The following is a 23,803-nucleotide window of genomic DNA, read 5'->3' as shown; positions in this document are numbered from 1 at the left end:
ACAAATCTTGCTTTCACCGCAAACCCCGTGGGAGCGAGCCTGCTCGCGATGGCCGCGCCTCGGTTTATTTGCCCGGTGCCAAAGCTAAAAATGCCTGGATCAAGCGCAAATCCCGCCGCCGCTCCATACACCCGATCATGTGCCGATTCACCAACCCCTCGCCCATGATCGGCACCGCCGCTACCCGCGGGTCATGGCTGACTTCCACCGATGACACCACCCCCACCCCCAATTGCGCCGCCACCGCTTCAGTGACCGCCTCACGACTGTCCAGCTCCAGCAGCACCCGCGGACTGACCTTGGCCCGGGTACAAGCCTGATCGAAGGTGCGGCGGGTGATCGAACTCGGTTCACGCAACACCATGATCACCTGGTCCAGTTCACTCAGCGACACCTTCAGCCGTTGCGCCCAGGGATGATTTTCCGGGACCAACGCGCAGATCCGCGACTCGCTCAACGGTTGCAGATGCAAACCCTTGCGCGGCTCGACTTCGGTGAGCACCGCCACGTCCGCATGCTCGGACAATAACGCCGCCAGCGTTTCCTGGGCATTGCCCAGGCGCAGGTTTACGGTGATCCCCGGGTAACGCGCGCGCAAGCTGGCGAGCATCGGCATGACCATGTGCGGCCCGTCCGCCGCCACCTCTAGACGCCCGGTGAGCAACTGCCGGTTCGCCTCGAGCATCACCTGGGCCTCTTCCGCCAGGCCAAACATCGCCCGGGTAATCGCCGCCAGTTTGGTGCCCTCCTCCGTCAGCTCCACCCGTCGCGCGGTGCGCCGCAACAAGGTGATCTGGTAATGCTCCTCCAGCGCCTTGATGTGCCCGGTAACCGCCGGCTGGCTGATGAACAGCCGCGCCGCCGCCCGGGTGAAACTGCCTTCGCGGGCCACGGCATCGAAGGCACGGAGCTGGAACAGATTCATGAATAACTCTCACTGATAGTTGGCATAACAACAAACAATTTGATTGATAGCACGGCAAATTGCAATTTAAGTCCCGTAGCTTCATCCCATCGATTGCGAGGACACGTGAATGAGTACTGCCGAACCCATCCTGCTCACCCCCGGCCCGTTGACGACTTCGGCCCGCACCCGCCAGGCGATGATGGTCGACTGGGGTTCATGGGATGACCGCTTCAACGAGCTGACCGCCAGCCTCTGCGAACAATTACTGGCGATCATCAACGGCGGCAACAGCCACCACTGCGTGCCTCTGCAAGGCAGCGGCACCTTTGCGGTCGAAGCGGCAATCGGCACACTGGTGCCCCGTGACGGCAAGGTGCTGGTGCTGATCAATGGCGCCTACGGCAGACGCCTGGCGAAAATCTGCGAAGTGCTCGGCCGCTCCTTCAGCACCTTCGAGACTGCTGAAGACGAGCCCACCACCGCCGCCGACGTCGACCGCCTGCTGCGGGCCGACGCCAGCATTACCCACGTCGCGCTGATCCATTGCGAAACCAGCACCGGCATCCTCAACCCGCTGGCGGAAATCGCCCAGGTCATCGCGCAGCACGGCAAACGCCTGATCATCGACGCCATGAGCTCTTTTGGCGCGCTGCCGATCGACGCACAGCAGGTGCCGTTCGACGCCTTGATCGCCGCCTCGGGCAAATGCCTGGAAGGTGTACCGGGCATGGGCTTCGTCTTCGCCCGCAAGGACTCCCTGGCAAATGCCGCCGGTAATTCCCATTCGCTGGCGATGGACCTGTTCGACCAGCACGCCTACATGGCCAAGACCGGCCAGTGGCGCTTCACCCCGCCGACCCACGTGGTCGCGGCGCTGCATGAAGCCCTGCTGCAATACAACGAAGAAGGCGGCCTGCCGGCCCGGCACCAGCGCTATGCCAACAACTGCCAGGTGTTGCTCGATGACATGGCCAGGCTGGGCTTGCGCAGCTTCCTGCCCGCCGCCATCCAGGCGCCGATCATCGTCACCTTCCACGCGCCAAAAGATCCGCGCTACCAGTTCAAGGAATTCTACGAACGGGTCAAGGCCAAGGGTTTCATTCTCTACCCCGGCAAACTGACCCAGGTCGACACTTTCCGCGTCGGCTGCATCGGCCACGTCAACCAGGCCGAGATGCACGCGGCGGTGGCGGCGGTGGCTGAGGTGCTGAGGGAAATGGAAGTACTGGATATTTAGATGACCTGTAGGAGTGAGCCTGCTCGCGATGACGACCGATCAGTCGACACATCGTTGAATGAAAGACCGCTATCGCGAGCAGGCTCACTCCTACAAAAAGTTAATCACCTGAACCGAATTATCTGAACATTGTGCTCACATAGGAATTTGTCACCATGAACTACACCAACCCAACCAAACTCCAAGCCGCCATCCTCGACTGGGCCGGCACCGTCGTCGACTTCGGCTCGTTCGCGCCCACGCAGATTTTCGTCGAAGCCTTCGCCGAGTTCGATGTCCAGGTCTCCATCGAAGAAGCCCGCGGGCCGATGGGCATGGGCAAGTGGGATCACATCCGCACCCTGTGCAATCAGCCGCAGGTTGCCGAGCGTTACCGCGCCGTGTTCGGTCGCACGCCGACCGACGATGACGTCACCGCCATCTACAAACGCTTCATGCCGCTGCAGATCGAAAAGATCGCCGAGCATTCGGCACTGATTCCCGGCGCACTGGACACCATCGCCAACTTGCGCCAGCAAGGAATCAAGATCGGTTCCTGCTCCGGCTATCCAAAGCAGGTCATGGACAAAGTGGTCGAGCTGGCAGCCACCAATGGCTACGTCGCCGACCACGTGGTCGCTACCGATGAAGTCCCGAACGGGCGCCCATGGCCCGCCCAGGCACTGGCCAACGTGATTGCACTGGGCATCGACGACGTCGCGGCCTGCGTAAAAATCGACGACACGGTGCCCGGCATTCTCGAAGGACGTCGCGCCGGCATGTGGACGGTCGCGCTGATCTGCTCAGGCAACGCACTGGGCCTGGACTACGAAGGGTATCGTGCACTTGGCAGCGATCGCCTGGACAGCGAACGCCAGCGCATTCACGCGATGTTCGAAGGTTCACGCCCGCACTACATGATCGACACCATCACCGACCTGCCGCGAGTGATCGCCGACATCAACAAGCGCCTGGCCAACGGTGAAATGCCCCAGGCCAGCTGATCACGCTGCTGTCGTTCGCCAAAAAGGCGCCAGTCCCGGCAGGGGCTGGGTTTTTTTGACTATCGATTGACCCAGAACATTTAAAGCCCACTGGCTTAAGGTAAACCAAAGGAAACCGGCTTACAGTTAACCCACACCGTCAGGCACGAACGGTGAACCTGCAAACCGCCCGTGAGGAACCCTATATGCCCTGGAAGAGCTCTGAATCGCGTTACAGCACCGTCTCCATCACCCTGCACTGGTTGATGCTGGTACTGCTGGCGCTGGTGTACGCCTGTATCGAATTTCGCGGAATCTTTCCCAAAGGCAGCGGCGGCCGGACGTTGATCACTGAATCGCACTTCATGCTCGGCCTGACAGTCTTCGTCCTGGTGTGGATTCGCCTGATCGCGCGCAGTGTCGGGCCGGCCCCGCTGATCTTTCCAGCGTCGCCGCGCTGGCAAACCGTGCTCGCCAAGGCGATGCATTGGGCGCTGTATATTTTCATGATCGCCATGCCGATGCTGGGTTGGCTGACGACCAGTGCCAAGGGGCACCAGGTGATGTTCTACGGCTTTGACCTGCCTTTGCTGATCCCGGAAGACAAGGCGCTGGCCAAACAGATCGAGGGCTGGCATGTGCTTGGCGGCACGATCGGTTACTGGCTGATCGGGCTGCATGCCCTGGCGGGGATTTATCATCATTACGTGGTGCGCGATAACACGCTGCTGCGGATGATGCCCAAGCGCGGGTGAGGCGAACGCTCGGCTTTTATTTGAGCGCAAATCCGCGCCGGCCCTGCAGGCCGCCGGTGTGGATGAAGATCAGGCGTGAGCCTTGTTTGAGTTTTCCGGCTTCAATGTGCTGTTTCAGTGCCAGCAGTGCTTTGCCGGTGTACAGCGGTTCGAGCGTAATGCCGCTGGCCTGCTCGGTCTGTTCGATGAATTCAAGTAACTGCGTATCGACCTTGGCAAAGCCGCCACGGCTGGCGTTTAGCAGTTCGTAAGCTGTTTGGGGCGAGCGCGCTTGCTGCAGGATCGATTCGACCTGCTGCGCCACGCCATGATCATCCGGCACTGCCAGCGCGCCGTAGACCGGATGCGCGCCCGCTTCGGCCAGCACCAGGCCGGCCAGGGTAGTGCCGGTTCCGCAGGCCAGCCACCAGCCGTCGTAGTCGTGCCAGCCCAAGCCGCTCAGTTGCCCGCGGACCATCGACTGCAGTTGCATGCAGCCCTGTGCCCCGGGCAACCCACCGCCACCTTCCGGCACCGCAAACAACTGTGGGTACTGCGCCCGCCAGGGCGCCCAGAAACCCGCGTCATGCCGCGCCCGATAGCCGCCATAACCGAGCCAATGCAACTGCATGCCGAAGGTCTGCAGGTCTTGCACCGTCGGGGTTTGCTGTGGATGACCGCGCAGCAATCCCACGGTGCTGAAACCGAATCGCTTGCCTGCTGCGGCTAATGCGTGGAGATGATTGGAGTGGGCTCCGCCGAGGCTGATGATGCCTTTGGCCCCGGCAAGGTCTGCGGCCTTCAGGTGCTCGGTGAGCTTGAACCATTTATTGCCGCTGATCAGAGGGTCGATCTGGTCGAGGCGCAGGATGGCGACTTCGATGCCTGATCGGGATAGCCAATCAAGTTGAAGGGGTTCGAGGGGGGCTTTAGAGAGCCAGTCGCAGGGGTGAAAAAACATTGATGCCGGCTCTGGATAAAGAGCCGGCATCTTAGCAGCCTTGAGACCGCCATCGCGGGCAAGCCTTGCTCCCACAGGATTGGTGTCCAACTTCTGGGGTGTGGATCATCCTGTGGGAGCAAGGCTTGCCCGCGATGGCCATCCTGTGGGAGCAAGGCTTGCCCGCGATGGCCATTGGCACGCTGAACCTGCTTACAACTGCGCAGCCAATCGCGAACCCTGGTTGATTGCACGCTTGGCATCCAGCTCTGCCGCGACATCCGCACCACCGATCAGATGCACGTTCTGCCCCGCTGCAACCAGTCCATCGTGCAGCTCACGCAATGGATCCTGCCCGGCGCAAATCACAATATTGTCTACCGCCAATAACTGCGGCTCGCCGGTTTCGCCGATGCGGATATGCAAACCCTGGTCGTCGATCTTCAGGTACTCGACGCTGTTAAGCATCTGCACCTGCTTGTTCTTCAACCCGGTGCGGTGAATCCAGCCGGTGGTCTTGCCCAGGCCATCGCCGACCTTGGATTTCTTGCGTTGCAGCAAGAACACTTCACGGGCCGGCGCATGCGGCTCAGCCTTGATCCCGGCCACACCGCCGCGAGCCTGCAGCTGAGTATCGATGCCCCACTCCTTCCAGAATGCATCGCGATCCAGGCTGGTCGACACGCCCTGGTGCACGAGGAACTCCGACACGTCGAAGCCGATACCGCCCGCACCGATCACCGCCACTCGCTTGCCCACCGGCTTGCGCTCCAGGATCACATCCAGGTAGCTCAACACCTTGGCATTGTCGACGCCCTCGATAGCCGGGGTTCTCGGAGCGATCCCGGTGGCAAGAATGATCTCGTCGAAATTGCCATCAACCAGTTGAGCAACATCGACCCGGGTATTCAGGCACAGCTCCACATTCGTGGTCTGCAGCTTGCGAGCGAAATAGCGCAGGGTTTCAGAGAACTCTTCCTTGCCCGGCACGCGCTTGGCAATGTTGAACTGACCGCCGATCTCGCTGGCCGAATCGAACAGGGTCACCTGATGCCCGCGCTCCGCCGCTACAGTGGCCGCCGACAAGCCGGCAGGACCCGCACCGACCACGGCAATCTTCTTGATCTGCTGCGCTGGCAGGTAGTTGAGCTCGGTTTCGTGGCACGCCCGCGGGTTCACCAGGCAGCTGGTCAACTTGCCGCCGAAGGTGTGGTCCAGGCATGCCTGGTTGCAACCGATGCAGGTGTTGATTTCATCAGCGCGGCCAGCAGCCGCCTTGTTGACGAAGTCGGCGTCGGCGAGGAATGGACGCGCCATCGACACCATGTCGGCATCGCCTTCAGCGAGAATCTGCTCGGCGACTTCCGGCGTGTTGATGCGGTTGGTGGTGATCAGGGGAATGCTCACCGAACCGCGCAGCTTGGCCGTGACCTTGCTGAATGCACCGCGCGGCACCTTGGTGGCGATGGTCGGGATCCGCGCTTCGTGCCAGCCGATGCCGGTATTGATAATGGTTGCACCAGCTTGTTCGATGGCCTTGGCCAGGGTGACGATTTCTTCCCAGGTGCTGCCGCCTTCCACCAGGTCGAGCATCGACAGGCGGAAGATAATGATGAAGTTCGGGCCTACGGCTTCACGCACGCGACGGACGATCTCGACCGGCAGGCGCATGCGATTTTCGTAGCTGCCACCCCAGCGATCGGTACGGTGGTTGGTGTGGGCCGCGAGGAACTGGTTAATGAAATAACCTTCGGAGCCCATGATTTCGACGCCGTCGTACTCGGCTTTCTGCGCCAGGGTCGAGCAGGTGACAAAATCGCTGATCTGTTTTTCGATGCCTTCCTCGTCCAGTTCCTTTGGCTTGAACGGGTTGATCGGGGCCTGGATCGCGCTTGGGGCAACCTGCTTCGGGCTGTAGGCATAACGACCGGCGTGAAGGATCTGCATGCAAATCTTGCCGCCCGCCTCGTGCACCGCACGGGTAACGATCTGGTGCTTGAGCGCCTCTTCCTCGGTGGTCAGCTTGGCGGCGCCGGAGTACACCCCGCCCTCGTCGTTCGGGCCAATACCGCCGGTGACCATCAGGCCGACGCCGCCACGGGCACGCTCGGCAAAGTAAGCCGCCATGCGCTCGAACCCACCCGGCTTCTCTTCAAGACCGGTGTGCATCGAGCCCATCAGGGTACGGTTGCGCAGCGTGGTAAAACCCAGGTCCAGCGGGGCCAACAGGTGCGGGTAATGGGCGGCGGTCATCGGTAACTCCACATCGAACGATCACGGGTAATGCGAGAGCTCTACGGCCCTCGTCAGTCATGTTCGTCAGACTAAGAGTCAGGACGCAGCCACTCAATGACCATAAGTGACAACTTAATGATCCAAATGAGCAACTGCAGGTGCAATGCTGTGCCTGAGGCGAGGGAGTTTGCTCCCCCGCCGCAGAATTTTTCTTACGCGGGCCTAGCGAAAGTTCAGAAAAGTCGGAACGCTCGCACTCATCGCCACACAACTCGCGTAGCGCTTGCAGGCCATGACGCTGGCCGATTCCGGGGGCACCGAAAACTGCACGGTCAATACCAGCAATACAAGGAACAACAACAGAACGTAGTAGCCGAGAAGACTTTTTATTTTCATTGTCTGTGCTCTCATCACTGTTAAAGCGGACCTGCTGTCAGCGCTCGTCGACGGTAATGAACTCGCGACGCAGCGCCATGAACTCGGGCACGCTGTCTTCATCGGTGAAGAACTGCTCGTACCATTCGCGCAACTGGTAGACCGGGCCGTCGGTTTCCGCCAGCACCGGCTTGTCGATACGGATCTTGTGCTTCCAGATCACCACGTCCTGATAAAACGAATCGCGGTTGCCCTGCACATAAGCCCTGGCCACTTCGAGGTTCTGTTCTTCAGTCCAGCCCGGCACGCGCTTGACCATGCAACCGAAGCGCAGGTCGAAACTGTTGGGGCTCACCGGGACGTGGCTGTTGAGCAGGATGGCGTGGATACGTGCATCGCCGAACATCGAGCTGATGTGCGTGAAATGGGTGGCAGGCCCGTAGTAAGCCGATGGCGCGATCAGGTCGCCGCCCAGGCGCTCGGAATCACCGTGGAAGATCTGATGACCGATGTGGCCCTCGAAGACGTTGGCAAAATACTTGGTCGGCGTACCGTGCACCGGCCCGAAATGCTGGGCATCCACCAGGTTATCGACCAACTCCCGCGGGTTGGTTTCGATGTGCATGGTGTCGATGTTCCAGTCGTGGATCCAGTCCGCATCGTCCATCTCCGGCAGGTGCGGGATAATCACGTTGTCTTTCGGCGGGCGGCCTTCAGGGTTGTTCCAGACGAACAGCAGATTGTTCTCCTCGCAGGCCAACCAGCTGCGAGTCTTGGCCTTGGGTGGAATGCGCTTGCAGTAAGGAATCTCCACACATTTGCCGCCGGTGTCGTACTTCCAGTGGTGGAACGGGCACACCAGCCGGTCGTTCTCAATGGTGCCCTGGGACAGGTCGGCGCCCATGTGCGGGCAGTAGGCATCCAGGATACTGATGGCGCCCTGGCTGTCGGCGAAGGCTACCAGGCGTGTGCCAAACACTTCCAGGGTATGCGGCTTGCCATCGCGGTAATCATTGGCATTGCCAAGACAGTGCCAGCCACGGGCGTAACGGTGGGTACGCTGGGCGTTCTCGATGTTGATTTCAGCGAGTTTCGTCATTGTTATTGTTCCTCGATTGCAGACTTCGGGGCCGGCTCTAACCCAAGAAATACAGGGGCCAAGAAATACAGGCCCCAAGAAATACAGGTTGATCCCATGTCAAACATCATTGAGCAGCCGCGCAAGATCCGCATCGTTCACTTGGACTAGATCAAACGCGAGCCGCTCTCGACAGCAGGTCTACTGGCCGAAACGGCGAGCGGCTTCCGGACCGAAATCCTTTGGACTGAACCCGGGCTTGTTCAACATGTAGCCGTTGCGTTGCTCGTTGATCAGGTTGAACGCCAGGTAGCTGCCGGCATTGAGGTCGTAGTACAGGCCTACGCCGGCTTGCAGTCGCTGGGTTTCATAGGCGTAGAAAAAGTTGAGCATCGAGGTGCGCCACAGCTCGCCACGGTTGTCGTAGTTGTCCGCGAGCATCGGGTACCAGGTGTCTTCGTCGATGTACAACTTGCGCTTGCCATAGAGGTGGCGATAGCCCGGCTTGAGGGTGCCTTCCAGCTCCCACACCCGATGGCGTTCGAAGCGCAAGGCCTCCGGGTTGATGTGGCCAGGGGTCAACAGGTCAGCGTATTTGAGGTTGGCCGCATGCAGGCGATAGGTGTTGTAGGGAATGAACATCTCGCGCTTGCCGACGATCTTCCAGTCGTAGCGCTGGCCCGAACCGTTGAACAGACGCACCTCGTCCACGGTCAGCGAACCTCCGCTGCCGGGGAACGACATGTCGAAGCCATAACCCGGCGACTGCCGCACCCGTCGCGTGCCTGGATCGTAACGCCAGGACTGGCGCGGCTCGGTCTTGTCGTTCCAGAACTCGGTGCCGGTGTTGATCTCGCCCTTGTCCCGTTGTGGTAACAGGGTTTCGTTGAGGTAGAACGAAGAGTTGCCAGTGGTTTCGCCGATCTTGCCCGGTTCCAGCGCCGGCGCCAGGTTACGCGAATGCACGCGACCCCAGTTGATGTTGCCGTCCTTGAGCACGTAAGCGTTGTCGGAGGTGTACTCTTCGGTCCAGGCGCGCAGGGTGAAAGTCGAGGCGTTCTTCAACAACTCCAGACCGCTGCGCGGTACCGGGAATGGTGTACCGCCGGTTTTCCCCACCACCCCTTCACCCTCGTCCACCAGACGCGCGAGGCTAGCGTTTTCGCGGGTGGCTTTGCACACTGTGTCGTCCATGCGGAAGTCGCGGTGCGAGGGATAGACCGGCATCTTGTAGGTGTTCGGGTACAACTTGAACAAGGCTTGTTGCCCGTCGGACAGCTGATCGGCGTATTGCGCCATGTTCTGCGCGGTAATCACGAACAGCGGTTTTTCGTCCGGGTACGGATCGATCGGATGGTTGCCGGTGCCCTTGAAATCAACATGGGGCGGCACGCCCAGCCATTTGCCGCCGAACGCCGGGATGCTGCCGTCGGCATTGCCAGCCTTCTGCGCGCCCAGGCAGGTCAAGTCGGTGCCTAGGCGTGCGACGTCTTCCGGTGCGGCGTGCGCCATGCCAATGGCACAGCATCCCACTAACAAAGCCAAAGCCCGGCCGGGGAACTCATTACTGCCGATCATTTTTATTCTCCTTATCAAGGTTCGACATCGGTTTCCCAGTATCGACAGGCCATGATCCCGGCAGCATCGTCCGCACGGACTAACGCATATTGGCGTGGGTCGCCATCACATCCGTGACGCCGCTGGCTGCTGCGGCGCGCCCAGTGCCACTACGCTGTTGAGCATGATCCGCACCAGTTCGGTCTGGCGCCGCACACCGGTCTTGGAAAAGATCGAACGCAGGTGGGCTCGGGCGGTATTGCGGCGAATATTCAGAGACTCCGAGGCCTCCTCCAGCGACAGGCCGTTCGCCAGTTCCAGCGCCAATGCGGTTTCCGCCGGCGTCAGGTTGTACAGTTGCGAGGTCAGTACCGAGCTCACCAGCGACTTGCCCACCGCATCGCGCACATACACCACCACCGTGGGTTTGCCGTGACCTTCGAGCAGTTCCTGAGACGGAATCAGCTCCACCACCACGCCCAGGCTGACCTGGCCCGACGGACGGGAAATCGACGTTGCCTCGGCGACCTGCACACCTGTTTCCGCGCCCTGCCTGGCGCGCTGGAAGGCGTTACGTACCAGCCGCGAAAGCTCCCGATTGTCACTGGGGTACGTCGCCTCCAGTCGCCCCCCCACCACTTTGAGGCCGTCATGGCTGTCGAGAATTTCCCGGGCCACCGGATTGAGTTGCACCACAGTGCCGTTTTCATCGAGGACGATAGTCGCCACCGCGAGGCGATTGATCGTCTGCGAATACAGGCTGCCCAGTGACTCGCTACGGTCGAGCAAAGCGTGCATGTGCAGGGCCCGGCGCAAATGTGGCAACAACATCGCGCACATAGCGCGCTCGGTGTCACTGAAACGCGGATGACTCTGAGGCCGGTTGATGCGAAACCGCACGGTGCCGCCATCCGGCATGCGAATATCGGCACCGAGCATGTGGTAGCAACCGTAGGGCTCGCAATACAGCAGATAGAATGCCGAGCGGACCCATTCGGCATCGCTCACCAGTTCATCGATCGTGAACACCTTGTCGGTGACCAGGCCGTCGAACAGGGAGGATTTGGGGTAGTAGGCGTAATGGTTGATTCCGCCCTCCCCCAGCTCGACATCGCCTGCGACGACCATCGGCGACAGCAGCGGCTCTTCCTGCTCGCGCAGGATCAAGGTGACGTAATTGGCCTTGAACAACGACCGCACCTGGTGAAGCGAAGTATTCAGGCAGCGGGTATCCATCGCCGAGTCATAGATATTGCCGATGATTCGTTCGTACTCGGCCAGTTCCAGGCCCATTTGCGCCAGGACTTGTGCATTGGGCAGACAACTTTGCATAACCATTCCCCAGCAGAGGGCCCGACCAGTAGGCCCCCATGGTTTCAGTTGAAAGTGCGATGCTTCACGGTAATTCGAATAACCCGGCGGCCCCCATGCCGCCACCGATGCACATGGCGATCACTACATAACGCACACCACGACGCCGACCTTCCAGCAAGGCGTGGCCGACCATCCGCGCGCCGGACATGCCAAACGGATGACCGATGGCTATCGCCCCGCCGTTGACATTCAGGCGATCGACTGGGATTTGCAGGGCATCGCGGCAATGCAACACCTGGCTGGCGAAGGCTTCGTTGATCTCCCACAAACCGATATCCGCCACGCTCAGGCCAAACCGCTTGAGCAACCTGGGAATTGCGATGACCGGGCCGATGCCCATTTCTTCAGGCGCACAACCGCCTACGGCAATACCGCGGTAAATGCCCAACGGCGTCAAGCCACGGCGCTTGGCCTCGGCACGACTCATCAGCAGGCTGGCCGCGGCGCCGTCGGAGAACTGCGAAGCGTTGCCAGCGGTGACGAATTCACCTTGCTCGATCCACTTGCCGTCCTTCCATACCGGTTTTAATGCCGCCAGATCTTCCAGGCGTGTACTTGGCCGATTGCACTCGTCACGCAACACCTGCACGCGCTCATGACCGTTGGGCTGGCCATCGGCGGCGAACAGTAGCTTGTCCACGCTCAGCCCGACAATTTCCTCGTCGAACAGACCGTCCCGCTGTGCGGCGGCAGTGCGCAGCTGGCTTAGCAGGGAATACTCATCCTGGGCAACACGGCTGATGCCATAACGGCACGCTACGATCTCGGCGGTTTCGATCATCGGGATATAGGCGCTGGGCATGACTTGCAGCACCGCTTCGGACTGGGAGCGGAAGGTGTTCTTGTGTTTGGTCTGGGTCAGCGACAACGACTCCACTCCGCCGCCGATGGCGATGTTCATTTCGCCGGTCATGATGCCCTTGGCAGCCACGCCGATGCTCATCAGTCCAGAGGCGCACATCCGGTCCAGGGCCATGCCCGGTACGCTGTCGGGCAGGCCACCGGTGTAGGCGCAGAGCCGACCGATGTTGTAGGCCTGGGTGCCCTGCTGCACCGCTGCGCCCATGATCACGTCTTCCACGTCAGCGGGGTCGATGTCGGCGCGCTCGACCACGGCGCGCACCACGTGCCCGCCTAGTACTGGAGCTTCGGTATCGTTGAACGATCCGCGAAACGACTTGGCCAGCGCGGTACGGGCGGTGGCGACGATAACGACTTCATTCAGGTCCATAAGCAGCTCACTCGGATATTGGATTGAAGGTGTAGCGGCTGATGGTGTCGATCACACAGCCAGGACGGGCCTGGCCCTCGACTTCCATGGTCATGCGCACCACCAGTTGTACGGCGTCGCCCAGTTGTTCGGCGCGCAGGATCAGGCCGCTGCCGCGCACCCGCGAGTCGACCCTGACGGGCGCCGGGAAGCGCACCCGGTCGCTGCCGTAATTGACGCCCATCGCCATGTTTTCGAGGATCAACAACTGCGGCATGAACAGATTCGCCAGGGACTGTGTCAGGTAGCCATGGGCAATGCAGGCGCCGAACGGGCCGCTGGCAGCGCGCACCGGATCGACATGAATCCACTGGTGATCACTGGTGGCTTCGGCGAACAGATCGATGCGCTGCTGGTCGATGGTCAACCAGTCGGTATGGCCCAGCTCCAGACCCTCTGCAGCCAGCAGATCCTGGGCGGTGCGAAACACGTGACTCATGAATGAACCCTCACGCCTGTTGCGAACTGACGGACAGCACTTCGCCAACCATGTAGGAGGCGTAGTCGCTGGCGAGGAACATCATCACGTTGGCCACTTCCCAGACTTCGGCGGCGCGGCCGAATGCCTCGCGCCCCGCGAGGCTGGCGAGCAGCTCTTCGCTGGACGCTTTCTTGAGGAAATCGTGCAACGCAATCGATGGCGAGACTGCGTTGATGCGCACCCCGAACTCGGCCGCTTCCAGGGCACTGCAGCGGGTCAGCGCCATGACTCCGGCCTTGGCGGCGGCGTAATGCGCCTGTTCCTTCTGCGCGCGCCAGCCGAGCACCGATGCGTTGTTGACGATGGCACCGGCACCGCGCTGCTGCATGTGCGGCAGCATCGCCCGGGTCATGCGGAACGTACCGGTGAGGGTGACGTCCAGCACCCGCAGCCATTCTTCGTCGGTCATGTCCACCACGCGCTTCTGACCGCCGAGTCCGGCGTTGTTGATCAGCACATCGACGCCGCCCAACACTTCTTCTGCTGCCGCTACCAGCGCCTGCACTTCGTCCTCGACGGTGACATTGCACAACTGGCCATAAATCGCCCGCAGGCCGGTCTCGGCCTTGAGGCGCTCTACCGCCTCTTCCAGCCGGCGCGGATGGACGTCGGAAATCATCAGCGCCCGGCAACCCTCCTCGGCACTGCGCCGGGCCGCCGAATAACCGATGCCGGCACCGGCTGCAGCGGTAATCAACACCGACTTGCCAGCCAGCAATTGATGTCCGGGAACATAAGGGGGGGCTTGTTTCACAGCGTCTACCTCCGAAGAAATGTATACGCTGCATTTGTACGCAAGGGGCTGGCCGGGCGCATCGTCAAAATGGGGTAGAAAGGCCCCCTCTCAGCTCCCCCAGACCTTCTGTGCCTTTGGCGCTTCGGCGAGGATTGCATCCACCACAGCACCGATTTCTTCGACCTGCCACATGGCACCCTTGTCGCGAGTGACGCCGGTGCGCCAACCGTCACCGAGGGAGATTCTTCCGCCCTGGCTTTCAAAAATCTGGCCATTGACATGGGCCGACGCCGGGCTGCCGAGCCACACCACCAACGGCGCGACGTTTTCTGCGGCCCAGGCATCGAAGCTGCCGTCCTCGGGTTTTTTCACCATGTCGGGCATCGCGCTTTCGGTCATCGAGGTGCGTGCAGCTGGCGCCAAGGCGTTGGCAGTGACGCCATAGCGAGCCAGTTCCGCCGCTTGCACCAGGGTCAGCGCCGCGATGCCGCCCTTGGCCGCCGAATAATTGGACTGCCCCACCGAGCCTTGCAGCCCGGCGCCGGAGCTGGTGTTGATGATGCGCGCGTCAACCGGCGTACCGGCCTTGGCCAGGTCGCGCCAGCGCCGACCGAGAATGTTGGCCAGGCAGTAATGCCCCTTGAGGTGCACGCGCATGACCATGTCCCAGTCTTCTTCACTGAGGCTGATGAACATGCGGTCGCGCAACACCCCGGCGTTGTTGATCAACACATGCACTTCACCAAACGTCGCCAGCGCGTCATCGACAATGCGCTGGGCGGTGGCGAGGGTGGTAATGTCATCGCTGTTGGCGATGGCCTGACCACCGTTGGCGCGGATCTCCCCCGCCACATCTTCGGCAGCCTCGGCGCGGATATCGTTGACTACCACGTTGGCGCCTTGCGTGGCGAATGCCAGGGCATAAGCGCGACCGAGCCCTCCACCGGCCCCGGTGATGATCACGGTGCGGTCTGCACACATCGTCATGTTTGACTCCTCAGGTTTTTTAGTCGGCCGCTCACTCGCAGCGGCGGCTCGCAGGAAAACTACAAGCGTTCGATGATGGTCACGTTGGCCTGGCCGCCGCCTTCGCACATGGTCTGCAGGCCATAACGACCGCCGCTGCATTCCAGCTCGTTGAGCAGCGTGGTCATCAAGCGTGCCCCGGTTGCGCCCAGCGGATGCCCCAGAGCAATCGCGCCGCCATTGACGTTGGTACGCGCCGGGTCGTAATCCAGCTCCTTGGCCCAGGCCATCACCACCGAAGCGAACGCTTCGTTGATCTCCACCCGGTCGATGTCGGCCATGCTCAGGCCGCTCCTAGCCAGGGCCCGGCGGGTAGCGGCAATCGGCGCGGTGAGGTGCCAGATTGGATCGTCACCCAGCACGGTCAAATGATGAATCCGCGCCCGTGGCGTCAGGTCATAGCGCTTGAGCGCGGCTTCCGACACCACCAACAGCGCGGCCGAGGCGTCGCATGTCTGGCTCGACACCGCCGCGGTGATCGAGGGGAATTGCGGGTCCACCGGCTGCAACTCGGACATCTTCGCCAGGCTGCTGTGACGCGGCGTTTCATCTACCGCCAGCCCTTGGCAGGCGACGATTTCCCGGGCGAAGCGGCCACTGGCGATAGCGGCCAAAGCCCTCTCGTGGCTTTGCAGGGCAAACTCCTCCATTTGCTCGCGGCTGATCTGCCAGTGATCGGCAATCCGTTGCGCAGCGTAGAACTGGTTGACTGGTTGTTGACCAAACCGCGCCTGCCAGCCGACGCTGCCCGAGAATGGATCGGCAAAGCCCAAGGGCTGACCGGCGAGCATCGCCGAGGAAATCGGAATCTGGGTCATGGTTTGCACCCCGCCCACCGCGACCACATCCTGGGTCCCGCTCATCACCGCCTGCGCGGCAAAATGCACGGCCTGTTGCGACGAACCGCACTGGCGATCCACGGTGGTACCGGGCACCGTCAGCGGCAAACCGGCGGCCAGCCAGCTGGTGCGGGCAATGTCACCGGCCTGTGAACCAATGGTGTCGACGCAACCAAATATCACGTCGTCGTAATCCTCGGCAGGAATCACATTGCGCTCAACCAGCGCCTTGAGCACATGGGCACCGAGATCAATGGCATGGATCTGGCTCAACGAGCCCTTGCGCCGGCCGGTCGGGCTGCGCAGTGCATCAACGATATAGGCTTGGGCCATGGGTCATTCCTCGAAAGTGTGCCCCGGCCCCAGGCCGGTGGTGTCGGCGAACAGGTAGTCGCTGACACGGGTTTTGTGAAAGCCGCGATCACCCCAGGATGCATCGAGGGCCCAGGCACGTTTCATGAACATCTGCAGATCCACTTCCCAGGTGTACCCCATCGCGCCGTGGACCTGGATGCCTTTGCGCGCGGCGATCCAGCTCGCTTCGTTTGCCGCCAGACGCGCCTGGGAAACCCAGACGCCGGCGTTCGCATCGCCCCGGGCGATAGCATGGGCGGCGCGGTACAGCACGGGCTTGGCCTGTTCGATGTAGCGGGCAACATCGGCCAGGTGATGCTTGACCGCCTGAAAGCTGCCGATCGGCTTGCCAAACTGTTTGCGCTGGGCGACATAGTCCACCGACAGGTCGAGCATGCGCTGTGCCAGCCCGAGCAATTGCCCGGCTACCGACAGCGCACCACGGTTCAGTACGCAGGCCAGCAAGGCACGCCCCTGTTCACCACTGGCGATGCAGGTCGTCGGCGCAGGGGTCCAGGTCACCAGGCCCAGACGCCGCGAGGCATCGATGCTTGGCTGGTTTTGCACATCCACCTGGGCGCGGGGCACCACATGGATGTCATCGCCGTCGCTGAGGATCAGCACTTCGGCCGAATGCGCATCGCTGACCCGGGCATTGACCGGATGACTGATCGCCAGGCGCAGGCTGCCGTCGGCAATCCGTGGCAGCAACGCGGCGCGGGCCGGATGCTGCGCCGGCAGACCAGCAAGCAGGCCGCAGGCGACATAAGCGGTATCGGCCAATGAGTCGGGAATGGCGTAGTAGCCCAGTTCCTGGGTCATCAACGCCCAGGTCACGTCATCCAAGCCCAGGCCACCCTCAGCCTCGGGTACCGACAGCGCCGTCAGCCCCTGCTCGGCAATTTTGTTGCGCAAATCCCGGGAACGCCCGACGTCGGTCTCCCAGATTTCCCGGAGCATCTCCGGGGCGGCTTCGGTCATCAGGAAGCGACTGATGGCTTCGCGGAACGCCAGCTGGTCATCGTTGAAAGTGAAGTCCATGGCGGTTCCTTATTTCGGCAAACCGAGCATGCGCTCGGCAATGATGTTGCGCTGGATTTCGTTGGTCCCGGCATAGATCGGCCCGGCCTGGGCAAACAGGAACCCCTCCAGCCAGCCCGCTGCATCGCCCGCCTGCGCGCCTTTTGCCAACAGCTCGGCGCGCGTACCGAGAATGCGCATGGCGGTCTCGTGCATTTTCAGGTCCAGCTCCGACCAGATGATTTTGTTGATGCTCGACTCGGCACCGATCTGCTCGCCGCGGCTCAAGCGCCCCACCGTGTGGTAGGCCGACAGCGCATAGGCTTGAGCAGTCATCCAGGTGTCCAACACCGCATCGCGCAGGCCCGGATCACGGTCGGCACTGGCGCGGTTTGTTTTGTACAGCTCGACCAGTTTGCGGGCCGGAGCCAGGAAACGTGCAGGCGAACGCAGCAGCAGACCGCGCTCGAAACCGGCGGTGGCCATCGCCACATGCCAGCCTTGCCCTTCAACGCCAATGCGGTTGGCGACCGGCACGCGCACGTCGTCAAAAAATACCTCGGCGAAGGACTCCTTGCCGTTGAGGGCCTTGATCGGGCGAATGCTGACGCCCGGCGTATCCAGCGCCACCATGACAAACGACAAGCCGTGGTGACGGGTCGATCCCGGCTCGCTGCGAAACAGGCCGAACAGCCAGTCAGCAAAAGTCGCCCGGCTCGACCAGGTTTTCTGCCCGTTGATCACGTAGTGGTCGCCATCGAGCACGGCCTTGCTGGTGATCGCTGCCATGTCGGAACCGGCATTGGGCTCCGACCAGCCTTGCGCCCACATGTCCAGGCTGGCGGCCATGCGTGGCAGAAAGCGCTGCTTCTGCTCCTCGGTGCCGAACTCCATCAGGGTCGGCCCCAGCAGTAACTGGCCGTTCTGGTTGATGCGCATCGGCGCGTCCGCACCGTAATACTCTTCTTCGAAAATCAGCCACTCGATCAAGTCGCAACCACGACCGCCGAGATCGGCCGGCCACATCACCATCGACCAGCGGCTCTCGAACAGCTTGGCCTCCCAGGCGCGGTGCTGTTCAAAACCCTCGCGGGTGTCGTAACTGGCCAGCGGTTCGCGTGGCAGGTTGGCCGCCAGCCAGGCGCGGACTTCGGCGCGGAAGGCGTTTTGCTTGGGGGTGTAAGTCAGGTCCATGGCGTTATCTCAGAACTTGGCGTCGCGTTTTTCGACGAAGGCCCGGCGCGTTTCCGCAGAGTCCGGGCTGCTGTAGGCCTGCATGGTGAAGCCCTGCTCCCAGCGGTATTTGTCTTCCAGGTTGCCGTCTTCGATGCCGTTCAAGGCTTCCTTGGCGATGCGGATCATCCCCGGGCTTTTTTCAGCAATTTTCTCCGCGATACCCAACGCGGTTTCGCGCAATTGGTCCCTGGGCACGATGCGCTCGATAAAGCCGTATCGCAGCGCATCCGCGGCGCTGATGGTGTCGCCGGTAAAAAACAGGTAGCGGACTTTTTGCACCGGGAACAGACGCTGCAGGTGCGCACCGCCACCCATGGCACCCCGGTCGACTTCCGGCAGGGCGAAGGTCGCGCACTCCGAGGCGACGACGATGTCCGCCGCGCCGGTGATGCCGATGCCACCGCCGAGGACAAAACCATGCACCGCGACAATCACCGGCACCGGGTTGCGGTGCACGGCCTTGAACGTGGCGTAGTTACCCGAGTTGACCTGGACGATGCGCTCCGGGTATTTGTCCAGTTCCTTGATGTCGACCCCGGCGCAAAACCCGCGACCTTCGGCGCGAATCACGATCACCCGCACTTCGGGGTTGGCGCCCAGGGCCTCTATCTGTTGCGCCAGCGCGTGCCATTCGCAGCTGTCGAGGGCGTTGACCGGAGGTTTGGCGATCACCAGTTCAGCGATCCCCTGATTGAGTTGTGTGGTAAATGCCTGGTTCACAGGGGTTCTCCGAGACTGGCGGGATGAGTTGAGGTGGGCGACTGACTGCGTGCCAGGAGCGCATCCAGGCATTGCCGGGCTTCGCTGGCGATGCTTTCGATCACTTCGCCACAGGTGAGCAATTCGCCAATGGCCGCCGCGACCTGGCCGCTGGACAAAATGCCTTCGTCCGGGACGCCATCGACCATCGAGCGCTGCAACAGCACCGGCTGGTTGGCCGCCATGACGACTTGCGACAGTTGCGAGGGGTCTTCACGTAAGGCCCGGATAAACACTGAAGCCATGTGACCCAGGCTCATGCCGGTCTGCTGCTTCCATTGCCAGGCGCTACCCAGGGCAATGCGCAGGCGTCCGAACGAGCCGGCACGCTCCAGTTGATTGATGAAGCGGTTTTCGATCATGCGGTGGCGCATGCCGTCCACCGCCGTGGTCACGCGGACCTGCTGCGGATCGTTGACCTTCAGGTAGCGTTCCAGCGTGGCGGCCGGTGTCGGCGATTCGCGGGTCATGAGAAACCGCGTACCCATGGCAATCCCGGCGCCGCCGGCGGCCAGCACCGACGCCAGGCCGCGACCGGTGGAGAAACCACCCGCCGCGATCACTGGCACCTTGACCGCCGCCAGCACCTGGGGCAGCAGGATCGAACTGGGTACGCCGCCGGTATGGCCGCCGCCTTCGCCGCCCTGCACGGTGATCATGTCCGCGCCCAGTTCGACGGCCTTGAGCGCATGCTTCAAGGCGCCGACCGTCGGGATGCACAACACGTTGGCCGCCTTGAAGCGCGCGATGGTCTGTTTGTCGGGGCCACGGCCATAGCTGACGGCACGCAGGCGGTATTGAATCGCCAGGTCGACGCACTGGGCGGCGTTGTCCTGGAACATATGGAAGTTGAGGCCAAAATTGCTGCCGCCGGTGGCGTCGACCACCTTGCGGATTTCATCTTCCAGTTCATCGGCGGCAATGGTCGCCCCGGCGAGGAAACCGAAGCCCCCGGCTTGGGTGGTGCCGATCACCAGGTTAGCGTCGGCGACCCAGCCCATGGCGGTTTGAATGATCGGGTAACGGCAACCCAAGGCTTCGGTCAGCGGCGTCTCCAGCCAGCGGTTCATTGGCTTTTGTCCTCGGCCTGCTTGTTGGCGCGGGCCATGCCCTTGGCGTCGAAGCCGCCCAGCTTGTCGCCGGACAACAGCTCGTTATGGGCGTGGGCAAAGTGGTGCCAGGCGAACACCGCATCCATCGCCGTGCGCTTGCCTTGCAAGTCTTCGACGTGGTTGATCGCCTGCTTGGTCAGGGCCAGGCCCATGCGGGGTTGACGGGCGATGCCGGCGGCCAGGTCGTAAGTGGCCTGCTCCAGTTCTTCGCGCGGGACCATGCGGTTGACCATGCCCACTTGCCAGGCGCGGGTGGCGCTCATGCGGTCACCGGTGAAGAGGAATTCCTTGGCAATACGCGGGTTCATTTCATAGGGATGGGCAAAATACTCCACCCCCGGAATGCCCATGCGCACCACCGGATCCTGGAAAAACGCATCGTCACTGGCGACGATCAGGTCGCACACCCAGGCCAGCATCAGCCCACCGGCGATGCACGCGCCATGGACCATGGCGATGGTCGGCTTGGGCAGTTCGCGCCAGCGCCGGCACATGCCCAGGTACACCTCTTGCTCGCGGGCATACAGTTGCTCACCGCCGGGCTTATTGGTGTGGTCCCACCACAGGTGTGCACGCTCGAACGGCTTGTCGATATCCCGTCCCGGCGTGCCGATATCGTGGCCCGCCGAGAAGTGTTTGCCGTTGCCGCGCAGAACAATGACCTTGACGTTGTCATCGTTAACCGCCTCGCGGAACGCGGCGTCGAGGGCGTAGGTCATCTGCGAGTTTTGCGCATTGTTGAAGGTCGGCCGGTTCAGCGTCAGCGTGGCGATGCCCCCGGCCACGCTGTAGAGCACCGGGGTGTCCGTCTCATAGACGGCGTTGTCCTGGCGGACGATGAACTCACTGTCGCTGCTGTGCATGCTCGCCTCCTTGGGTCAGGCCGTACGGATGCCGGACGGGTTGCCCTTGATCGCCGCGGCGCGGTAATCGTGGGGGTCGAGTCGACGGATATGTGCCAGCTGTTCCGTCGTCGGGTGCACGGTTTGATGCAGCTGCGCCGACTTGAGCAACGGGAATCCGGTGTTGTCCTGGACCTGTTCGAAGCTCACGCCGGGGTGCAGCGAGCGCACTTGTACAGCGCGCTCGGGGCCGTCGAAATCGAGGACACACAAGTCGCTGACCACACACCGGATGTCCATCAAGTCGCGGCGCGCGCCTGCAGGCCAGCGATCGGCCTTGAAGCCGACGCCGGAGACCATGTCCACTTCGCCGCTGACGAACACCCGGGTGTTGTGGCTGGGCACGAAGAACGAATTGAGGTGATTGATGCTGTTGCCGGGCAAGCCGCGCACGCCGAGAATCGCAGTCTTGGGCTTTTGATAATCACCGACACACGACAGGTTGGTCTGGCCCCAGCGGTCGATCTGGGTCGGCCCGATCATCGCGTGACGACGACCGCCCCACACGCATTCAAAAACCCGCTCGAACGACATGTAGCCGGAATAACGCGGCACATAGTCGCCACGCGGGCCCAAGGGGATAGGCTCTTCGACCAGGAACGCCTCGCTGTCGGTCATCAGCAGTTCCGGGCTGTGGGTCAGTTTGGCCAAGCTGGCGCCCAGGCGCGGAATCACGCCCAGGCCGGAGGCAATCACTTCACCGTTGCCGCGCCAGGCTTCGCAAGCGGCGACGATCATCAGTTCAGCCAGGGTGAAATCACAGGTTGCAGACATAATCGATATTCCTCAGAACACGGGAAGGGGCAAGGCGCCCATGGAGTCGGCACCGCCGTTCTGTGCCTGATAGGCCTGCTCGCCACCGGCGACGTAGGTCTGCACATAGTCTTGCCAGCCGTTTTCAGCCTGGCTGCTGGCGACGTAGTTCTTCAGGTGCTTGATGTCCCAGCCGTAATCCGGGGCGCAGAGCGTCGGGTGTGCACCAAGGGGCGCGTGCACCACGCCACTCACCAGGTAACGCTCGAACGTGTTGAAGCGGGCCATGTCGGGACTCAGCTGCAGGCGATCTTCCAGGCGTTCGCAAGAGACAAAACACTGGTTGGCAGCACGCGCGAACAGGTGATCGAAATACGGGTCCGGCCCGGTCACCAGGCAGTTGCCCAGGCGGTCGGCCACGTTCGCATGCAGGAACGCCACGTCGAGGTTGAGCGCCGGCATCGCCAGCAGCACTTCGCCATCGGCATAGGGCGACTCGATGGTCTTGATTTGCGGATTGAGGCGCGCCACATCGGTGGCCAGGCCGCAGCGCGTCGGCAGGAATGGCAAGCGCATGCCGGCGGCACGCAGGCCCCACTGGAACATGCCTTCGTCGAGTTCCATCAGCTCCAGCTCACCGGCTTCGCGGGCCTTGCGGTAGTAGGGTTCCAGTGGAATGGCGTCGAGGGTGGCGAAGCCGAACACGAGTTTTTTGACCTTGCCGGCTGCACACAGCATGCCCACTTCCGGGCCGCCATAGGCCACCACGGTCAGGTCCTTGACCGGCGACCGGAGGATCTCGCGCACGATGGCCATCGGCTTGCGCCGCGGGCCCCAGCCGCCGAAACCGATGGTCATGCCGTCGCGCAGTTGAGCGACCGCATCGGCCGCTGTCAGTTGTTTATTCATCATGACAATTCCTTACCGTTGGCCGACCGAAAAGTCGTGCCCCCAAATGCTCACGCGGGTGAACTCGAATGCCGAGTGCTCGGACCAGTCGACCTGCAACCCGCCGAAGCCGTATTCCAGATCGAAACCGGACGGCGTCTTCATGTAGAAGCTGGTCATGCGGTCGTTGAGGTGTTGCCCCAGGGTCGCCGAGAGGTTCACGTCATGGGCGTGCAGACGGTCGTGGGCACGCCCGACTTCAGTCATCGAATCGACCTCGACCATGACGTGCACGCAGCCTGACGGCGCCGGGTATTCGGCCAGCGCCAGGCTGTGATGGCGGGCGTTCTGGCAGTGCAGGAAGTGGATCCGGATCGGGGGCGCCGACGGGTCGGGACGAAAGTTGAAAATGTCTGACAGTTCGAAACCGAGCACATCCTTGGCGAAAGCCAGCGTGGCGTCGAAATTCGGCGCCGGCAGCACGGTGTGACCCAGGCCCATGTCGCCGGTGATGAAGCGCGGCACGCCTTGCGGCGAAACAAACGGCAGGCAATCGGAGCGATGCCCCCAGCTCAACTCATGGCTGTTGCCCGAGGGGTCAGTGAGTTTGACCAGCGCCTGCACGCCGCGCTGGTCGATCTCGGCGGCAGTGCCCGTTTGCCACTCGATACCGGCAGCGCTCAAATGCTCAAGCGCCGCCTGAAACGCACGCTCATTGGCCAGCTCCCAACCGGACGCCAGATACTTCGCCTCGCTGCCTTCGACGATGAGCATACGAAACGGACGCTCGTCCATTTTCACGTACAAACCACCGCCCGGTGCTGGCTGCACTTGCATACCCAGCACATCTTCGGCGTAACCCTGCCAATGGCTGAGGTTCTCGATCTGCGAGACGAAATAGCTCAAACCGCGAATGTCGATCATGCCTGGGTCCTCGTTGGCTGAAAGGCTTACGTGGCTGGCATTGTGCAAAGCGCTGACCAAGGCTTCATCGTCCGTTGAGACTAACCACCCTGTAGAAGCGCGGA

The 23,803-nt window shown here is 62.0% G+C and carries 23 protein-coding genes; 3 read left to right on the top strand and 20 right to left on the bottom strand.

Features of this window, described 5'->3' with window-relative positions; all coding sequences use genetic code 11:
• Window positions 1–64: 64 nt before the first annotated feature.
• On the bottom strand, window positions 65–925 hold the full coding sequence (locus tag ACYZTK_RS24715) for a LysR substrate-binding domain-containing protein (RefSeq protein ID WP_462012222.1): 861 nt from the start codon (window positions 923–925) through the stop codon (window positions 65–67).
• Window positions 926–1,034: 109 nt separating this feature from the next.
• Between ACYZTK_RS24715 and ACYZTK_RS24710 the strand changes: the two genes are divergently transcribed.
• From ACYZTK_RS24710 to ACYZTK_RS24700, 3 genes are all read left to right on the top strand, one after another.
• Window positions 1,035–2,144, top strand: coding sequence for a 2-aminoethylphosphonate--pyruvate transaminase (locus tag ACYZTK_RS24710; protein ID WP_462012221.1), 1,110 nt, complete (start codon window positions 1,035–1,037; stop codon window positions 2,142–2,144).
• 155 nt (window positions 2,145–2,299) lie between these two features.
• Window positions 2,300–3,127 carry a phosphonoacetaldehyde hydrolase gene (gene phnX, locus ACYZTK_RS24705; protein ID WP_462012220.1) on the top strand — a complete coding sequence of 276 codons (828 nt, stop codon included), beginning with the start codon at window positions 2,300–2,302 and terminating at the stop codon, window positions 3,125–3,127.
• Between the two features lie 185 nt (window positions 3,128–3,312).
• Window positions 3,313–3,861 (top strand): cytochrome b, encoded by a 549-nt coding sequence (locus ACYZTK_RS24700; RefSeq protein WP_462012219.1) that lies wholly within the window; start codon window positions 3,313–3,315, stop codon window positions 3,859–3,861.
• A gap of 16 nt (window positions 3,862–3,877) precedes the next feature.
• On the opposite strand, the gene ACYZTK_RS24695 is transcribed toward ACYZTK_RS24700, so the two are convergent.
• The 19 genes from ACYZTK_RS24695 to ACYZTK_RS24605 all read right to left on the bottom strand — a co-directional run bounded on the left by ACYZTK_RS24695 (window position 3,878) and on the right by ACYZTK_RS24605 (window position 23,699).
• A complete protein-coding gene (locus tag ACYZTK_RS24695; protein ID WP_462012218.1) occupies window positions 3,878–4,801 on the bottom strand; it encodes a 1-aminocyclopropane-1-carboxylate deaminase/D-cysteine desulfhydrase in 924 nt (307 codons plus the stop codon).
• A gap of 192 nt (window positions 4,802–4,993) precedes the next feature.
• Window positions 4,994–7,033: an oxidoreductase gene (locus ACYZTK_RS24690; RefSeq protein WP_462012217.1), complete on the bottom strand. Its 2,040-nt coding sequence runs from the start codon at window positions 7,031–7,033 to the stop codon at window positions 4,994–4,996.
• 204 nt (window positions 7,034–7,237) lie between these two features.
• On the bottom strand, window positions 7,238–7,411 hold the full coding sequence (locus ACYZTK_RS24685) for a hypothetical protein (protein ID WP_462012216.1): 174 nt from the start codon (window positions 7,409–7,411) through the stop codon (window positions 7,238–7,240).
• A 37-nt stretch (window positions 7,412–7,448) separates the two neighbouring features.
• The gene (locus tag ACYZTK_RS24680) at window positions 7,449–8,489 is read right to left on the bottom strand and encodes a Rieske 2Fe-2S domain-containing protein (RefSeq protein ID WP_462012215.1); all 1,041 of its coding nucleotides are present in this window, start codon (window positions 8,487–8,489) and stop codon (window positions 7,449–7,451) included.
• 180 nt (window positions 8,490–8,669) lie between these two features.
• Window positions 8,670–10,046, bottom strand: a complete 1,377-nt coding sequence (locus ACYZTK_RS24675) for a DUF1329 domain-containing protein (RefSeq protein WP_462012214.1) — start codon at window positions 10,044–10,046, stop codon at window positions 8,670–8,672.
• Window positions 10,047–10,151: 105 nt separating this feature from the next.
• Complete coding sequence (locus tag ACYZTK_RS24670; RefSeq protein WP_462012213.1) at window positions 10,152–11,357, bottom strand: helix-turn-helix transcriptional regulator; 1,206 nt, start codon at window positions 11,355–11,357, stop codon at window positions 10,152–10,154.
• A gap of 64 nt (window positions 11,358–11,421) precedes the next feature.
• Window positions 11,422–12,630 (bottom strand): acetyl-CoA C-acyltransferase, encoded by a 1,209-nt coding sequence (locus ACYZTK_RS24665; RefSeq protein WP_462012212.1) that lies wholly within the window; start codon window positions 12,628–12,630, stop codon window positions 11,422–11,424.
• A 7-nt stretch (window positions 12,631–12,637) separates the two neighbouring features.
• On the bottom strand, window positions 12,638–13,108 hold the full coding sequence (locus ACYZTK_RS24660) for a MaoC family dehydratase (protein WP_462012211.1): 471 nt from the start codon (window positions 13,106–13,108) through the stop codon (window positions 12,638–12,640).
• A gap of 10 nt (window positions 13,109–13,118) precedes the next feature.
• Complete coding sequence (locus ACYZTK_RS24655; RefSeq protein ID WP_462012210.1) at window positions 13,119–13,904, bottom strand: SDR family oxidoreductase; 786 nt, start codon at window positions 13,902–13,904, stop codon at window positions 13,119–13,121.
• Between the two features lie 90 nt (window positions 13,905–13,994).
• Complete coding sequence (locus ACYZTK_RS24650) at window positions 13,995–14,873, bottom strand: SDR family oxidoreductase (protein ID WP_462012209.1); 879 nt, start codon at window positions 14,871–14,873, stop codon at window positions 13,995–13,997.
• Window positions 14,874–14,932: 59 nt separating this feature from the next.
• Entirely contained in the window at window positions 14,933–16,084 is a 1,152-nt protein-coding gene (locus ACYZTK_RS24645) for an acetyl-CoA C-acetyltransferase (RefSeq protein WP_462012208.1), read from the bottom strand.
• A 3-nt stretch (window positions 16,085–16,087) separates the two neighbouring features.
• Complete coding sequence (locus ACYZTK_RS24640; protein ID WP_462012207.1) at window positions 16,088–17,146, bottom strand: acyl-CoA dehydrogenase family protein; 1,059 nt, start codon at window positions 17,144–17,146, stop codon at window positions 16,088–16,090.
• Between the two features lie 9 nt (window positions 17,147–17,155).
• Entirely contained in the window at window positions 17,156–18,319 is a 1,164-nt protein-coding gene (locus ACYZTK_RS24635) for an acyl-CoA dehydrogenase family protein (RefSeq protein WP_462012206.1), read from the bottom strand.
• Between the two features lie 9 nt (window positions 18,320–18,328).
• Window positions 18,329–19,081, bottom strand: coding sequence for an enoyl-CoA hydratase family protein (locus ACYZTK_RS24630; RefSeq protein ID WP_462012205.1), 753 nt, complete (start codon window positions 19,079–19,081; stop codon window positions 18,329–18,331).
• Window positions 19,078–20,190 (bottom strand): NAD(P)H-dependent flavin oxidoreductase, encoded by a 1,113-nt coding sequence (locus ACYZTK_RS24625; protein WP_462012204.1) that lies wholly within the window; start codon window positions 20,188–20,190, stop codon window positions 19,078–19,080. Before ACYZTK_RS24625 ends, ACYZTK_RS24630 begins: the two co-directional genes overlap by 4 nt.
• Window positions 20,187–21,095, bottom strand: coding sequence for an enoyl-CoA hydratase (locus ACYZTK_RS24620; RefSeq protein WP_462012203.1), 909 nt, complete (start codon window positions 21,093–21,095; stop codon window positions 20,187–20,189). The genes ACYZTK_RS24625 and ACYZTK_RS24620 overlap by 4 nt, the downstream gene beginning before the upstream one ends.
• Before the next feature lie 15 nt (window positions 21,096–21,110).
• A complete protein-coding gene (locus tag ACYZTK_RS24615) occupies window positions 21,111–21,908 on the bottom strand; it encodes a CoA-transferase subunit beta (RefSeq protein WP_462012202.1) in 798 nt (265 codons plus the stop codon).
• A gap of 12 nt (window positions 21,909–21,920) precedes the next feature.
• A complete protein-coding gene (locus ACYZTK_RS24610; protein WP_462014969.1) occupies window positions 21,921–22,796 on the bottom strand; it encodes a CoA transferase subunit A in 876 nt (291 codons plus the stop codon).
• Between the two features lie 12 nt (window positions 22,797–22,808).
• Window positions 22,809–23,699, bottom strand: a complete 891-nt coding sequence (locus tag ACYZTK_RS24605; protein ID WP_462012201.1) for a VOC family protein — start codon at window positions 23,697–23,699, stop codon at window positions 22,809–22,811.
• Window positions 23,700–23,803: the final 104 nt, after the last annotated feature.

Source organism: Pseudomonas sp. LB3P31 (assembly GCF_054897945.1).
Note: the sequence above shows the minus strand (reverse complement) of the source record. Positions and strands in the feature narration are given on the sequence as shown.

Bases quoted from the DNA above. Each gene is read 5' to 3' on its own strand.
- ACYZTK_RS24715 (WP_462012222.1), bottom strand. From the start codon at position 925: ATGAATCTGTTCCAGCTCCGTGCCTTCGATGCCGTGGCCCGCGAAGGC.
- ACYZTK_RS24710 (WP_462012221.1), top strand. From the start codon at position 1,035: ATGAGTACTGCCGAACCCATCCTGCTCACCCCCGGCCCGTTGACGACT.
- phnX (WP_462012220.1), top strand. From the start codon at position 2,300: ATGAACTACACCAACCCAACCAAACTCCAAGCCGCCATCCTCGACTGG.
- ACYZTK_RS24700 (WP_462012219.1), top strand. From the start codon at position 3,313: ATGCCCTGGAAGAGCTCTGAATCGCGTTACAGCACCGTCTCCATCACC.
- ACYZTK_RS24695 (WP_462012218.1), bottom strand. From the start codon at position 4,801: ATGTTTTTTCACCCCTGCGACTGGCTCTCTAAAGCCCCCCTCGAACCC.
- ACYZTK_RS24690 (WP_462012217.1), bottom strand. From the start codon at position 7,033: ATGACCGCCGCCCATTACCCGCACCTGTTGGCCCCGCTGGACCTGGGT.
- ACYZTK_RS24685 (WP_462012216.1), bottom strand. From the start codon at position 7,411: ATGAAAATAAAAAGTCTTCTCGGCTACTACGTTCTGTTGTTGTTCCTT.
- ACYZTK_RS24680 (WP_462012215.1), bottom strand. From the start codon at position 8,489: ATGACGAAACTCGCTGAAATCAACATCGAGAACGCCCAGCGTACCCAC.
- ACYZTK_RS24675 (WP_462012214.1), bottom strand. From the start codon at position 10,046: ATGATCGGCAGTAATGAGTTCCCCGGCCGGGCTTTGGCTTTGTTAGTG.
- ACYZTK_RS24670 (WP_462012213.1), bottom strand. From the start codon at position 11,357: ATGCAAAGTTGTCTGCCCAATGCACAAGTCCTGGCGCAAATGGGCCTG.
- ACYZTK_RS24665 (WP_462012212.1), bottom strand. From the start codon at position 12,630: ATGGACCTGAATGAAGTCGTTATCGTCGCCACCGCCCGTACCGCGCTG.
- ACYZTK_RS24660 (WP_462012211.1), bottom strand. From the start codon at position 13,108: ATGAGTCACGTGTTTCGCACCGCCCAGGATCTGCTGGCTGCAGAGGGT.
- ACYZTK_RS24650 (WP_462012209.1), bottom strand. From the start codon at position 14,873: ATGACGATGTGTGCAGACCGCACCGTGATCATCACCGGGGCCGGTGGA.
- ACYZTK_RS24645 (WP_462012208.1), bottom strand. From the start codon at position 16,084: ATGGCCCAAGCCTATATCGTTGATGCACTGCGCAGCCCGACCGGCCGG.
- ACYZTK_RS24640 (WP_462012207.1), bottom strand. From the start codon at position 17,146: ATGGACTTCACTTTCAACGATGACCAGCTGGCGTTCCGCGAAGCCATC.
- ACYZTK_RS24635 (WP_462012206.1), bottom strand. From the start codon at position 18,319: ATGGACCTGACTTACACCCCCAAGCAAAACGCCTTCCGCGCCGAAGTC.
- ACYZTK_RS24625 (WP_462012204.1), bottom strand. From the start codon at position 20,190: ATGAACCGCTGGCTGGAGACGCCGCTGACCGAAGCCTTGGGTTGCCGT.
- ACYZTK_RS24620 (WP_462012203.1), bottom strand. From the start codon at position 21,095: ATGCACAGCAGCGACAGTGAGTTCATCGTCCGCCAGGACAACGCCGTC.
- ACYZTK_RS24615 (WP_462012202.1), bottom strand. From the start codon at position 21,908: ATGTCTGCAACCTGTGATTTCACCCTGGCTGAACTGATGATCGTCGCC.
- ACYZTK_RS24610 (WP_462014969.1), bottom strand. From the start codon at position 22,796: ATGAATAAACAACTGACAGCGGCCGATGCGGTCGCTCAACTGCGCGAC.
- ACYZTK_RS24605 (WP_462012201.1), bottom strand. From the start codon at position 23,699: ATGATCGACATTCGCGGTTTGAGCTATTTCGTCTCGCAGATCGAGAAC.